Annotated in this window: 12 protein-coding genes; 10 read left to right on the forward strand and 2 right to left on the reverse strand. The window is 38.0% G+C overall.

Annotation, left to right across the window (positions count from 1 at the left end):
- The first annotated feature begins 263 nt into the window (after positions 1 to 263).
- Positions 264 to 1,103, forward strand: a complete 840-nt coding sequence (locus ASF92_RS00005; protein WP_197413204.1) for a GIN domain-containing protein — start codon at positions 264 to 266, stop codon at positions 1,101 to 1,103.
- A 185-nt stretch (positions 1,104 to 1,288) separates the two neighbouring features.
- Here the strand turns inward: ASF92_RS00005 and ASF92_RS00010 are convergent, their stop codons facing one another.
- Entirely contained in the window at positions 1,289 to 2,467 is a 1,179-nt protein-coding gene (locus ASF92_RS00010; protein ID WP_056085999.1) for a TlpA disulfide reductase family protein, read from the reverse strand.
- 176 nt (positions 2,468 to 2,643) lie between these two features.
- Here ASF92_RS00010 and ASF92_RS00015 point away from each other — a divergent pair, with 176 nt between their 5' ends.
- From ASF92_RS00015 to ASF92_RS00045, 7 genes are all read left to right on the forward strand, one after another.
- A complete protein-coding gene (locus ASF92_RS00015) occupies positions 2,644 to 3,711 on the forward strand; it encodes a sensor histidine kinase (RefSeq protein ID WP_056086002.1) in 1,068 nt (355 codons plus the stop codon).
- Positions 3,708 to 4,391, forward strand: coding sequence for a LytTR family DNA-binding domain-containing protein (locus tag ASF92_RS00020; RefSeq protein WP_056086005.1), 684 nt, complete (start codon positions 3,708 to 3,710; stop codon positions 4,389 to 4,391). Before ASF92_RS00015 ends, ASF92_RS00020 begins: the two co-directional genes overlap by 4 nt.
- A gap of 331 nt (positions 4,392 to 4,722) precedes the next feature.
- Positions 4,723 to 5,334 carry a GIN domain-containing protein gene (locus ASF92_RS00025; RefSeq protein WP_056088974.1) on the forward strand — a complete coding sequence of 204 codons (612 nt, stop codon included), beginning with the start codon at positions 4,723 to 4,725 and terminating at the stop codon, positions 5,332 to 5,334.
- Positions 5,335 to 5,550: 216 nt separating this feature from the next.
- Positions 5,551 to 8,142, forward strand: a complete 2,592-nt coding sequence (locus ASF92_RS00030) for an alpha-L-arabinofuranosidase C-terminal domain-containing protein (RefSeq protein WP_056086008.1) — start codon at positions 5,551 to 5,553, stop codon at positions 8,140 to 8,142.
- A 182-nt stretch (positions 8,143 to 8,324) separates the two neighbouring features.
- A complete protein-coding gene (locus ASF92_RS00035) occupies positions 8,325 to 9,131 on the forward strand; it encodes an ABC transporter permease (protein ID WP_056086011.1) in 807 nt (268 codons plus the stop codon).
- Positions 9,132 to 9,134: 3 nt separating this feature from the next.
- The gene (locus ASF92_RS00040; RefSeq protein ID WP_056086014.1) at positions 9,135 to 9,914 is read left to right on the forward strand and encodes an ABC transporter ATP-binding protein; all 780 of its coding nucleotides are present in this window, start codon (positions 9,135 to 9,137) and stop codon (positions 9,912 to 9,914) included.
- Between the two features lie 2 nt (positions 9,915 to 9,916).
- Complete coding sequence (locus ASF92_RS00045) at positions 9,917 to 10,888, forward strand: MlaD family protein (protein WP_056086018.1); 972 nt, start codon at positions 9,917 to 9,919, stop codon at positions 10,886 to 10,888.
- A 113-nt stretch (positions 10,889 to 11,001) separates the two neighbouring features.
- On the opposite strand, the gene ASF92_RS00050 is transcribed toward ASF92_RS00045, so the two are convergent.
- Positions 11,002 to 11,223 carry a hypothetical protein gene (locus tag ASF92_RS00050; protein ID WP_056086021.1) on the reverse strand — a complete coding sequence of 74 codons (222 nt, stop codon included), beginning with the start codon at positions 11,221 to 11,223 and terminating at the stop codon, positions 11,002 to 11,004.
- A 452-nt stretch (positions 11,224 to 11,675) separates the two neighbouring features.
- Between ASF92_RS00050 and ASF92_RS00055 the strand changes: the two genes are divergently transcribed.
- Both ASF92_RS00055 and ASF92_RS00060 read left to right on the forward strand, forming a co-directional pair.
- Positions 11,676 to 12,983, forward strand: coding sequence for an MFS transporter (locus ASF92_RS00055; RefSeq protein ID WP_056086024.1), 1,308 nt, complete (start codon positions 11,676 to 11,678; stop codon positions 12,981 to 12,983).
- 148 nt (positions 12,984 to 13,131) lie between these two features.
- Positions 13,132 to 14,412 carry a replication-associated recombination protein A gene (locus tag ASF92_RS00060; protein ID WP_056086027.1) on the forward strand — a complete coding sequence of 427 codons (1,281 nt, stop codon included), beginning with the start codon at positions 13,132 to 13,134 and terminating at the stop codon, positions 14,410 to 14,412.
- The last annotated feature ends 49 nt before the right edge of the window (positions 14,413 to 14,461 follow it).

The following is a 14,461-nucleotide window of genomic DNA, read 5'->3' on the forward strand; positions in this document are numbered from 1 at the left end:
ATCACATTCAACTTACTGCTGTCCAAGGCAGCGCTTCCTCCCGATTTTTCATCGGGGCTTGTGCTGCCGCCTTAAAAGCTTTAACGAATTTATCCGACAAATTCAGATTACTCGGTAAATTAATACAACTTTCGTCTAGGAATTACTGGCGTTGGTCTATCGGTTATGTTTGCTGGTATAATACGGGGTTTTTGTGTGCAACGTTTTAGGGACAGCTGCGTCTTAATTACAAAACAACAACAAAAACTTAAAATATAAAAGATATGAAAACCTTAACTAAAATAGTATTCGCAACAGCATTAACAGCAATAGTATTCACTTCATCAGCCATTTCAACTTTAGCGGCTGAGCCAGTTAAAGCAGAAACAACAACTTCTTCATTATCAAAGTTCAACAGGATTTGGGTGAGCGGTAATGTAAAAGTTATCCTGACACAGGGTGATAAACAAAGTGTAGATGGAACAAGCAACTACGATGCTACAAAAACTTCTGTATCAACTGATGGCAAAACCTTGTTCATCAATTCAGAGGAAACAAGCTTGGTAACGCTTAACATTACTGTAAAAGATTTAGAGCGGATTGAAGCTTATGGTCAATCGGTAGTTGTTACAAGCAATAATTTCAATGTAAAAAACCTTCAATTAATATTGGGTCAAAGCGCTACAGCGAAGATTAAAACCACAGCCGGTAATTTATATACCATCGTTAAAGAAAACGCGGTGTTGAAATTAAACGGTACAGCTGCTGAAAGCACCATGATTGCCAGCAACATGAAAAATGTAAAACTAGCTGACTTTGCCGCTTTAAAATCGGCCTCCTTTTATCAAACATCTGGAAATACGGCCGCCGTTTCCCAGGTGCAGGCCAATCAGCATCTGTCTTTCCATATTAAAATTTTATCTGTTTTTTATTTTTGGGGACCTAAGTTGCGTTTTAAAGAAAACGCGGTGTTGAAATTAAACGGTACAGCTGCTGAAAGCACCATGATTGCCAGCAACATGAAAAATGTAAAACTAGCTGACTTTGCCGCTTTAAAATCGGCCTCCTATGCTTCTCAAGCCATCATGGAAGCGGAACAAAACGCAATGGTTTTAGCCAAATAGAAAAATTACTGTTATATATAAACGAAAGCCGCCTATTGGGCGGCTTTCGTTGTTTAACGAGTTAATTGTTGTTCGGTTGAGTTAACTGATGCCACAGCCGAAATGCCGTACAATATAAACTTCCTACAGAAGAAAGTTAAGTTACCACAATTACTATCCCTTTCAGTTAAAGGTGTTTTGATACCCTAAATGTTTGCTTTTATCAGGTGTTCAATTTTCACATGATCAAGCGCTCCAATGTAAATAACTTTACCTGACTTGTCAATAAGTACAACTGTTGGATATGCGGAAACACCAATTTTTTTTGCCAAAGCTTTCCCTGTATAGAGCATTTTATAATCGGGCCGTTCCCGGTTATAGAAGAACGCAACGTCTTCTTTTTTGTCGTAAGCATTTATTGCCAATAACTGAAATCTATCCGTTCCATATTTGGTTTGGAGTGCTTTCAGGTATGGAAAGGATTCCATGCATGGACCGCAATTTTTTATCCAGAAATCCATTAATATTACCTTCCCTGCAAGCTGGTCACTTTTTAATACAGCATTACCTTTACCGTCGAGTTCAGGAAGCGCCCAGTCTGTCAGGGTTGTTCCAACCGATATTAGAGAAGGCACATCTCCCTTCTTTTCAAGGCTGTATTCTTTTTGATAGGTTGAATAGTACCAGGATTTGATTTCGGGCTGCCTCGGATGTGTATCAATTGCAGTAAATGTAGTAATGGTGTTATAGGATTCTTTATCAATATTATTGGTTTCTATTACCTGATACGGAAGGTTCGTTTCAGGATTAACCAATATGCGGTAATATATAGTTACATCCTTAGTGAAATGCATACCACGACCAGCATATTGCAGTGAACTCCGGTATAGAGATAAGGTAATTACTTTATAATTCTTTTTATTTATAAGCGTATCTGCCCCGTCTTTAGCAATGTTATTGCCTGCGATTAATGAAGGCAATTGATTTGCAAGGGTTTGAATAGAATTATGAAACAATGAAAGTGAGCCAAAGCTGCCAGGATCAGGTTGCTCGGCAATGCTGTAAGTTTTAAGCCTCTTATCCAGGGTAAAGATTTCAGAGTCGTTATAAACCGATCGGTATGTTGCTGTTTCGAGTTGAAAGCGTGCGGCCATACTTTTATTGGTCGAATCGAATTCCAGGTAGGCATGACCCCTGACTTCTGAGTGGTAATTATTTTTAATATTATTCACTTCATTATGATAATCATAACTTATAGCATTAAGAGCGGAAAGTTTAGCCGCCATTTTGCTTAGCGTTAATGACGAAAAATTTTGTTGGGCTTTTAACTGGCATGAAATACTCAGCACAGAAGCAAAAGATAAAGTCAAAAGAATTTTTTTCATCTTGTTTTATTTTCTACAAATCTAATTTACCCTAAGGGTTTATTTTTTCGAATTAGACCAGCAACAATAAAATTTCGACTAATTGCGGTAAACGAGATTAGTCGAAAAATCAGATGGGTTCGTCGAAATAAAATTCTATGCCGCTCATAAATTTCATTTTCTTTCTACTTTGCAAAATGATTAAACTAAAGAAGAACATTCAATGGAATTATGTCCAAATTGAACTACTGTTCTTTTTTGTCTTTTTTTATCTATTCCCGGTACTGACGGATATAGAATACAACTTTAATGAGCCACGCCACGCATCTCCCTTAAGTGAAAGTTTGAAATGGACTTTGATTTACGGTTCCTTTGCGATATTGCCAGCATTAATATTTTATTATTTAATCAAAGTTTTTCTAGTCAGAAAAAGGTTGATGCTTTTTTTATTGTCGGCATGTGCTTACCTGGTGGGGCTTCACTTTTATATGGCCGGGGAATATTACTTGATTGGACATGCATCTTTTTTACCGGTGCAGATGCAAAAAAATGCACTACGGTGGTATGCCGCGGGTAATATTCATTTTAGTGTTGTGTACATGTTTCGTGAATTTATCTGCATAATGGCTTTGGCATTTTTTATCCGTTCAGCCAAACAGGATAAGAAACTGCATGAAATGTCAGAACAGCAGCTGATTAGTGAATTGAACTATCTTAAAGCTCAACTGCACCCGCACTTTTTCTTCAACACCATGAATAATATTTATTCGTTTGCATTGCAGAAGTCTGAACATACTGCGCCTATGGTGGCAAAACTTGCCGATATGATGCGTTATATTTTATATGAAGCACACCACAAAAAAGTGCCATTGCAGAATGAAATTGCTTTTATCATTAATTATATTGAAACCGAAAAAATACGCTATAAGATGGCCCACAAAATTAGCTTCGACGTTCAGGGAAATGCCTCAAATGTGCTGATTGAGCCATTACTGCTTTTGCCTTTTATCGAAAATGCATTTAAGCACGGCCTGGAAGATGAAACCGGAAAAGGTAATGTACGTTTGGTTTTATTCATAAACGGCCGGGAAATTATACTCCAGGTGAATAACAGCAAACCAATTGGTTATTGTAAAAGAGAGAAAGGTATCGGCCTGGAAAATGTAATTAAACGATTGAAGCTCCTGTATCCTGAAAGATATAAATTAGAGATAAGTGATGAGCCTCATGAATATCAGGTAAATTTAACCCTAATGATCGAATGATTCGCTGTATCATAATTGAGGATGAGCCTTTAGCTCAGGAAATTCTGGAAACCCATATTCGTCAGATTCCACAGCTTAATCTTTTAGCAAAGTGTTATAACGCTTTAGAGGCTTTCAATATGCTCCATACCAATACGGTTGATCTGATGTTTTTGGATATTAAAATGCCAGATATTAATGGAATAGATTTCATTCGATCATTGAAGCATCCTCCGCAAGTGATTTTCACAACTGCTTATTCAGAATATGCGATTACAGGGTATGAACTCTCGGCTATCGATTATTTGCTTAAACCCATAACTTTTGAGCGCTTTGAGAAAAGCATAAATAAGATGCTGAAAATCCAGAATTATGAGCATCCCCCTGAAAAAAACTACACCTATTTTAAGGTTTCGGGGAAATTAATTAAAGTCTTTCACGATGAACTTTTATATGCCCAGTCTGTTAAGGATTATATTTTAATTCATACCAATGCAGGCAATTTTTTAACACATATGACCATGAAGCACCTGGTTGATTTGTTGCCGGCTCGCAATTTTGCAAGGGTTCACCGATCCTTTTTAATAAATACAAACGCTATCGACCTTCTGAAGAAAAATAGCTTGAAAATAGGAAACGATGTGATTCCAATTGGCCAGAATTACCGTTTCAACGCAAAGCCGAATGATTTAAAAGGCTAATTATATACTTAAGTAGAAGAATTTTCACTTGCGCCCTGCCTGCAATTTCTTTGTGTTTTACGGTGAACAGCTTGTCTAATTACAAACAATCTGTTGATCTGATATGAAAGCATAATTGGAATACTATAATATCATTCAAATAATATTATAGTCGAGGATTGCTGAATTTCAGGCAATCAGGGAAAATTGTTGCAGCCGTTCGTCTAGAAATTAGAGGCGTTGGTCTATTGGTTACAGATGCTGGTATAATACAAGGTTTTTGTGTGCAACGTTTAATGGACAACTGCGTCTTAATAACAAAACAACAACAAAAACCTTAAATATAAAAGATATGAAAACCTTAACTAAAATAGTATTCGCAGCAGCATTAACAGCAGTAGTATTCACTTCATCAGCAATGGTAGCTTCTGCAGCTGAGCCAGTTAAAACAGAAACTAAAAATTCAACATTGTCCAAGTTCAACAGGATTTGGGTGAGTGGAAATGTAAAAGTTATCTTAACACAAGGCGACAAACAAAGCGTTGAAGGCACAAACAATTACAATGCAGCAAAAACGTCAATATCAACTGATGGAAAAACTTTGTTCATCAATTCAGAAGAAACAAGTCTGGTAACGCTTAACATTACCGTGAAAGATTTAGAAAGAATTGAAGCTTATGGACAATCGGTAGTTGTTACCAGCAATAATTTTGATGTAAAAAACCTTCAGTTATTTTTAAACCAAAGTGCTGTTGCAAAAATTAAAACGACAGCAGGTAATTTGTATACAATCATTAAAGAAGATGCTGTGTTAAAATTAAATGGTACTGCTGGTGAAAGCACCATGATTGCAAGCAACATGAAAAATGTAAAATTAGCTGACTTTGCCGCTTTGAAATCGGCCTCATTTGCTTCTCAAGCCATTATGGAAGCTGAACAAAACGCAATGGTTTTAGCCAAGTAGAAAATTACCGTTACATAATAAACGAAAGCCGCCTCGTAATTGATTTACGGGGCGGCTTTCGTTGTAATAAAATGGCGCGGGGTCGTGATTCACCTGGGCAATAAGTTTATCCCTAAAAATCTAACAAACAATTAATTCAAATAAGGGAAATAATAATCGTTACTACAACTATTATTATTTATTTTGGTGCAATCTCACTAACCAAATAGCTTGTTTATGCTGCGCAGATTATTTTTCACACTATTCGTAATAAATGTTGTATTTACATTTTCAACTTTTGCACATGAATACAAATTAAAAGATGAACCTGATTCCGCCTATTTGTTTTCCTATAATGCAAATGGTTTACGTTTCGCATGGAGCCACGACAATAAAAACTGGTCATCAATAGGCAGAGGCTATATTTATCTTCGAAGTGATTACGGCAGATGGGGAACTGAAAAGAAAATGATCGCACCCTTTTTAATTAAAGGAAGAAATGGAGAATGGGTCTGCATCTGGAGCTTAAATGACCGCACAAATCAATTTGCTGTATCAACCTCAAAGAATCTCATCAACTGGGGGCCACAAAACTATCCTTATGTAACGTTGGGCAAAAATGTGCTTTCCCCCGTAATCGCTTTCAACACCCAGAATGATGAATATGATATTTACTATTCAGATGCTGATGGAAAATATTTCGAAACCAAGACAAGGGATTTCATCGTTTACAGCCAGGTTAGAAGCATCTCTGTACCCACTGTTTTTGATAATAGTATCAACGCCGATATTAATGGGCTCAAGTCTGGACAAAGCCATCGCGTACCCTGGTCAGTAATCAGGGACCTTCAAAAAGCTTACGAAATTCAGGAATTTAAAGTTAAGCAAAACAATGAACGCACGGAGGATGATGCCAAACGTTTTGCCGGCCTAAAACCCGTTGATTTGAAGGTTTCACTACAGCCGGAAAAGGCAAAAAAAATCAGCGGTATGCTTACGGGAATATTTTTTGAGGACATCAACTATGCCGCAGATGGCGGTTTGTACGCGGAACTGGTTCAGAACAGAGACTTTGAATATAAACCAAGCGATAGGGAATTTAACGACGAAGCATGGAAAAGTACATTCTCATGGTCGTTGTCAGATGAAGAAACAATTTTTTCAATTGATTCTATATTACCAATTCACCCTAATAATTTACATTATGCGGTTTTAGATGTAAAAGTACCAGGTGCAGCACTAACTAATACTGGCTTTGATGGAATGGCCTTAAAAAGAGGTGAATCTTATACATTTTCGACTTTTGCTAAGCATTTGGAAGGTTCGAAGTCCGACTTTGAAGTGCGATTGGTTAATGGAAAAGGCATAATATTGGGAAAACTTAGGTTGAAAAGCGCATCCGCATGGAAACAGGTGAAAGGGACATTAACTTCTTCGGCTGATGCCACCGATGCAAGAATAGAGATTAGTCCTTTATCGACTGGAAAATTTGCATTCGATATGATTTCGTTATTTCCTGAAAAAACTTTTAAAGGGCGTAAAAATGGGTTAAGAGCTGATTTAGCGACAACCATCGCTGCTATCCAGCCTAAATTTGTACGCTTTCCGGGAGGTTGTGTAGAGCATGGTGATGGAATTGACAACATTTATAAATGGAAAAACTCTATTGGTCCATTGGCAGAAAGGAAACCCGACCGTAATCTTTGGGGCTATCATCAAACCATGGGATTAGGTTATTTCGAGTATTTTCAATTTTGTGAAGACATTGGGGCAGCACCAGTCCCGGTTATCGCAGCTGGGGTGCCCTGTCAGAATTCAGCCACCGGCGGTGGCGGGCAGCAGGGCGGTATTCCAATGGCAGAAATGGGGCAGTACATCCAGGATATAATCGATTTGATAGAATATGCCAATGGCGATGTGCATACAGCCTGGGGTAAAAAGCGGGCGGAAGCAGGTCATCCAAAACCTTTTAACCTTAAATTTATTGGGATTGGGAATGAAGACCAGATCACAGAAGTTTTTAAAGAGCGATTTACACTTATTTATAAAGCGCTTCGGGCGGCACATCCTGAGATTACCATTATAGGTACTGCAGGTCCATTTTTTGAAGGCACTGATTATGAAGAAGGCTGGAAAATTGCATCTGATTTAAAAGTGCCACTGATTGATGAGCATTATTATCAATCACCCGGCTGGTTCATCAATAATCAGGATTTTTATGATAAATATGATCGAACAAAATCCAGGATTTATTTGGGGGAGTATGCAGCCAGTGTTCCGGGAGGAAATAAAACAAATCTGGAAACAGCCCTGGCAGAGGCGCTTTATTTAACGGCATTAGAAAGAAACGGTGACGTGGTAAGTATGGCATCTTATGCTCCGCTTATAGCGAAAGAAAAACATACGCAATGGAATCCCGATTTAATTTATTTTAACAATAGTGAAGTAAAACCCACGGTAGGCTATTTTGTGCAAAAAATGTTCGGCAATTATTCTGGCGACCAATATATCCCTGCAAAAGTTAAAACCTCTGTGGAGCAGGAGCCTGTTAACAAGAGGATTGGCATCTCAGTAGTTGAGGATACAAAGTCAAATCACCTTATTATTAAACTGGTAAATTTACTTCCCGTTGAAATCAATACATCACTCAATCTGGACAATTTTTCAATTGCTGGTGAAACCGTGGTTAAAACAGAAATTACTGGAAATCCTTCCGATAATTCCATTAAACCAATAGTGTCGGAGGTAAATATCCGAAACTCCGTGAAAATTCCCGCTTATTCTTTTACAGTATTCAAAATTAAGTTAAAAGGTTATAAACTTAATTAATTTATTTTTATAGAACAGGCAGAGCAAACAATTGTTCTTTTAAACTGTATAGTTAGTGTAAGCAATCTGATGCGGTTTGATGATGCTTTTTTATAGAATTTTGCCGGCGAAAACATATAAGATTAGCAACATCGGAACCATTAATATTAAGCAAACATTTCCATTAAAACCTAACATCGAGTATGATAACAGTCGATTCGAAACCTGCTGAAGAGCAGGTTGATAAAGAGCCGGGTAAATTTGGCAAATGGTTTATTTCGTTATATCAAGTTTACAGCTTTATTGGCCGGTTTTTCAAAGAAGCCTTTTTACCGCCTTACGAATTTAAAGAACTCATGCGTCAGTGTTATGAGATTGGCTACCGCTCTGCTTTACTGATTTCAACAACCGGATTTATTACCGGACTGGTTTTTACCAAGCAATCAAGGCCTTCCTTGTCTGAATTTGGAGCAACGTCATGGTTGCCATCCTTAGTCGGCATCGCTTTGTTGCGTACCTTGGCACCACTTTTAACGGGATTAATTGCAGCAGGTAAAGTGGGCTCAAGTATTGGCGCAGAACTTGGCTCCATGAAAGTGAGTGAACAAATAGATGCCATGGAAGTTTCGGCTACCAATCCGTTCAAATTTCTGGTTTCAACACGTGTACTCGCCGCCACCATTACCATGCCTATTTTAACCTTTTATACCGCCATGGTGGGTATGCTTGGCGCCTTACTTAATGTATCGGTTAATGAAGGCACAAGTGCAACAACATTTTTTCAAAGTGCGCTTGAAAGCATTACCTATTTAGACATAATTGCATCCACTATAAAAGCAATACTTTTCGGTTTTACAATAGCAATAGTTGGCTGTTATCAGGGCTATAATTCTTCTAAAGGAACGGAAGGTGTAGGTAAAGCGGCAAACTCAGCTGTAGTAACCGCTATGTTTTTAATCTTTATCGAAGAGGTCGTTTGTGTTCAGATATTCAGTCTGTTTAATAGCTAAGTCATGGATATAATAGCAAAACAATCAACCGATACAAATACCGAAAAGGTAATTGAAATTAAGGGACTAAATAAAGCCTTCGGCAGCTACGTTGTACTGGAGAATGCATCGCTGGAGTTATATAAAGGTGAAAATCTTGTTGTTTTAGGCAAATCGGGTACCGGTAAATCTGTGCTGATTAAAATCATTATAGGGCTCCTGAAACCTGATTCAGGTTTAGTGAATGTGCTTGGAAATGTTGTGGATGAAATTTCTTATAAGGAATTACTCGCACTGCGGCTAAGAGTAGGCTTTTCTTTTCAAAACAGTGCATTATATGATAGCATGACAGTTAGGGAAAACCTCGAATTTCCTTTGGTGCGTAACCGGAAAGACCTGACGAAAAAGGAAGTGAACTCATCAGTAGAAGAAATGTTGGATGCTGTGGGACTTTCACAAACCATAAACCAGATGCCGTCAGAACTTTCAGGAGGACAGAGAAAACGGATTGGTATTGCCCGCACACTGATTTTAAGACCGGAAATTATGTTATATGATGAGCCTACTGCAGGCTTAGACCCTATCACCTCTAAAGATATCAATAAACTTATCAATGATGTACAGGAACGTTACCGCACAAGTGCCGTTGTTATCACCCACGATTTAACCTGTGCCAAAGAAACGGGCAATAGGGTAGCCATGCTTGTCGATCGGAGTTTCGAAAGACAAGGAACTTTTGACCAGGTGTTCAACTCTGGAGATGCTAAGGCGCAACCATTTTTTGATTATAATTTTATCCAATAACCATGACGGACAATAGAAAAAAAATAACTGTAGGTATATTTATTGCAATCGGCATCCTCATTTTTTTACTCGGCATATTTACATTGGGTAGCCAGAAGAAAACATTTGTTAAAAGTTTTACTTTAAGTGTCGTTTTTAATGACATACAGGGTTTAAAAAAAGGCAATAATGTTTGGTTCTCCGGGGTAAAAATAGGGACCATAAAAAAGATTGAATTTTTTGGAACTTCTCAGGTGAAGGTTTACTTAAGCATTGAAGAAGATGTCCATAAATACATCCACAAGGATGCCGGTGCCAGTATTAGCGCCGATGGGCTAATCGGTAATAAGATCGTGGTGCTTACAGGAGGTAACCCAAAATTTCCTTTTGTTGAAGATGGTGATGTTTTAAAGGTGAATACAGCACTTTCGACAGATGACATCATGAAAACGCTTCAGGTAAACAATAAAAACCTGGTCGATATTACATCTGATTTCCGGGTCTTATCGAAAAACCTAATCGACGGAAAAGGTGCTGCTGGCGCCCTGCTTTCCGATCAGGAACTGGCTATGAACTTTAAATCCATGGTTGCAAATCTAAACCAGACAGCCATTGCAACCGCACAGGCTTCAAAGGATCTTAACCGTTTTGGGAAAACGCTGAACACGAAAAACGGGTTAATGGATAAAATGCTTACCGATACAACAGTGTTCCAAAAACTGAAACAATCGGCTGCAACATTGCAGAAATCTGTAGAATCAGCTTCAAGTTTAGCAGCAAATTTGGATGCCGCATCGGCCAAGCTAAAAACGACAGACAATGCAGCTGGCTTGCTCTTAAACGATCAAAAAACAGCAGAGCAAGTAAAAACGATTATGCTTAATTTGGAAAAGAGCAGCAAAAAATTAGATGAGGACTTAGAAGCACTTCAGAGTAATTTTTTATTCCGTGGTTTTTTTAAGAAAAGAGCCAAAGATTCTTTAAATAAAAAATAGAATCATCAGGTTCAGCGCATGCCTGTAAGTGGATCGGCTATGTTAGCAAGCGCAGTGTACATCTAACAATCTTTCGTTTTGGAATAATTTAGTAGACGAGATTAATAAGTGAATTAGAACTCATGGTTTTGAAATTCTTCAAAAGCCATTTCTAATGCAGATTTTTCCGCGTACATAATCTTTTCTTTTATTGTAACGTCTGCAATTTCAGTGAAAATTGTTATCGAATTGGCATTTAACTCGAATGCCGACAAAAGCTCCTTAAATTTATTAGGCTTGATTTTTAATACAGTAGGGTTACTGTTATTTTTCGCTGCGTTGTTTTTTATAATCATTACAATAAGATCTCCTTATAGGTAATGGTTTCTATTGCTCCATGAAACAACTTCTCCATTTTCCAAATAAATTTTTATAAAATGGCTTTTTTAAAGACGATTGGGTATTTATTTATAGGTAATATGCCCTCAAACCTGTATTTCAGGCATATAAATTATAACAATGGTCTAATAATCAAAACTTTTCCAGTTCGTCAACAACTATTCAAAAGTAATACCAAATTACTCAAAAAGCGCCATAAGTTGTATTATTAATAATATATAGTTAAAAAATCTTGTCTTTTAACAGGTGAATCCAGATATGCTGGACTTAAGAAAGAATCACTTTACTTTAAAGCAGATTTTGAATGCCTTTTGTAATTACATTAACCGTGCATAATCTTATCTTAGCATCAATCAACGTAAAATCATTAAAGTTGGATGTTTTTAGTTAAAAATTTTTACCAATAAACATGAGAAGTACTCAGAGTGATTTTCCATCAGTGGAAATTAACGAAATAAAATACAGGTTAAAATCCATATTTGGAGGTTCGGTAGGCAACCTGGTCGAATGGTACGATTGGTACACCTATTCCGCTTTTGCCTTATATTTTTCTACCTCCTTCTTTCCAAACAGTAATCCAACGGCCCAGCTTTTAAACTCGGCCGGTATTTTTGCCGTTGGATTCTTAATGCGACCCATAGGCGGTTGGTTATTTGGAAGTATTGCAGATAAGCTGGGGCGAAAAAAATCAATGACACTTTCTGTATTAATTATGGCAATTGGCTCACTGATTATCGGTTTAACGCCAGGTTACAAGCAGATTGGAATTTTAGCGCCGTTATTATTGGTTTTTGCCCGGTTGATTCAGGGCCTAAGTACAGGTGGGGAGTACGGTACGTCTGCAACCTATCTAAGCGAGATGGCGACAAAAAAACATAGGGGTTTCTACTCAAGTTTTCAATATGTTACTTTAATCGGCGGTCAGTTACTGGCTTTAGGTATTCAATTGGTTTTACAGAACTGGCTTTTAACGCCTGCCCAGTTACATGATTGGGGCTGGAGAATTCCTTTTTTCATTGGTGCAATTCTATCGTTTATCGCCCTTTATTTAAGAAGACATATTGATGAAACTGATGCCTTCAAAAGCAAAGACAAATTGAAAAAACCGGGTGGAATTGCTGTGCTAATGAAGTATCCGAAAGAAGTATTCACAGTTGTAGGCCTCACTTTGGGCGGAACAATTGCTTTTTATACTTTCAGTACTTATATGCAAAAATTTCTGGTTAATACGGTTCATTTGAGCAAAGAAATGTCTACAACATTATCTTTTATATCGCTTTTGGTATTTGCAATTATGCAGCCATTATTTGGTTTATTATCGGATAAAATCGGAAGAAAACCATTATTAATTGGCTTTGGTGTTTTAGGAACTTTATTTACCGTTCCGATTTTAACAGGCCTGGCCAGTGAAAATAATACAACTATAATTTTCCTGTTGATGATTGCCGCACTCATCATTGTAAGTGGTTACACAAGTATAAACGCAGTGGTTAAAGCAGAATTGTTCCCTGCAGAAATCAGGGCTTTGGGTGTTGGTTTGCCCTACGCTTTAACGGTTGCAATATTTGGAGGAACTGCAGAATATTTTGCCTTATGGTTTAAGAATATCGGTCACGAAAGCTACTTCTATTGGTATGTTACAGGCTGTATTTTGATTTCGCTGACTTTGTACATGACCATGAAAGACACCAAACATCATTCGAAAATAGAGGACTGACCAGGATTAAATAGGTTAAAGGAATTTAGGATTCGATTGGATAATTATGGCGCTAAATCATTTGTGATCTAAGAAAATCTGTGGCTCAATAGGAGGTTGTTGGCAATATTCCATAAACACAATAATCAAATTTTATATATTTACCATTATGCAAAACCAGGCCCCTTTAGCTGAAAGAATGCGTCCTCAAAATCTTGATGAATATGTGGGCCAAAAACATTTGGTTGGTGTTGGTGCGGTTTTGCGAAAGGCGATTGAGAGCGGTCAGCTGCCATCGATGATTTTCTGGGGACCGCCGGGAGTTGGCAAGACAACTCTGGCCTTCATCATTTCCCAGGCTTTAGACAGGCCGTTTTTCAACTTGAGTGCAATAAACAGCGGCGTAAAGGATATCCGTGAGGTAATAGATAAGGCCGCCGCTTTGAAAGACAGCTTTTTAGGCTTGCCGATTTTGTTTATCGACGAAATTCACCGTTTCAGCAAATCGCAGCAGGATAGTTTGCTTGGTGCTGTAGAGCGGGGCTTGGTCACCCTTATCGGTGCCACCACGGAAAACCCATCGTTTGAAGTGATCTCTGCTTTGCTCTCCCGTTGTCAGGTTTACATTCTAAAATCTTTAACGGAAGAGGAATTGTCTGGCCTGCTTCAAACAGCGATAAAAAAAGACCCGATCCTCGCTAAACAGAAAGTTACAATTAAAGAGCATGAGGCTTTAATCCGTTTAAGCGGTGGCGATGCCCGTAAACTTTTAAATGTTCTGGAAATTGCGGTTAATGGTATAGGTGGGAGTAAAATTACTTTAACCAATGAGAATGTACTTGCCCACGCGCAACAAAACTTAGCGCTTTACGATAAAGCAGGCGAACAGCATTACGATATCATTTCAGCCTTTATTAAATCCATCCGCGGAAGCGATCCGAATGCTGCGGTTTACTGGCTTGCCCGAATGATTGAAGGCGGCGAAGATCCATTATTTATCGCCCGGAGATTGTTGATTCTCTCTTCAGAAGATATCGGAAATGCCAATCCAAATGCCCTGCTGCTTGCTAACAATTGTTTTACAGCTGTTAACGTAATCGGATATCCTGAGGCTCGAATTATTCTATCGCAATGCGTAACTTACCTTGCAAGTTCTGTGAAAAGTAATGCAGCTTACGAGGCTATAAATCATGCGCAGGCTTTGGTAAAACAAACGGGTAATTTACCGGTTCCCTTGCACATCCGTAATGCACCAACCAAGCTGATGAAAAACATCGGCTATGGAAAAGATTATAAATATTCACACAGCTACGAAGGGAATTTCGAGGCACAGGAATATATGCCCGATGAAATAAGCGGAACAAAATTGTACAACCCTGGTAAAAATCCCGCTGAAGAAAAACTGCGTGAGAAACTAAAACAAAACTGGAAAGACAAATACAATTATTAGCTGTAACATTTCAACCAAAAAAAATACTAACTAAAAGAACTAACACCTA

The organism is Pedobacter sp. Leaf176, assembly GCF_001424305.1.
Taxonomy (GTDB): domain Bacteria; phylum Bacteroidota; class Bacteroidia; order Sphingobacteriales; family Sphingobacteriaceae; genus Pedobacter.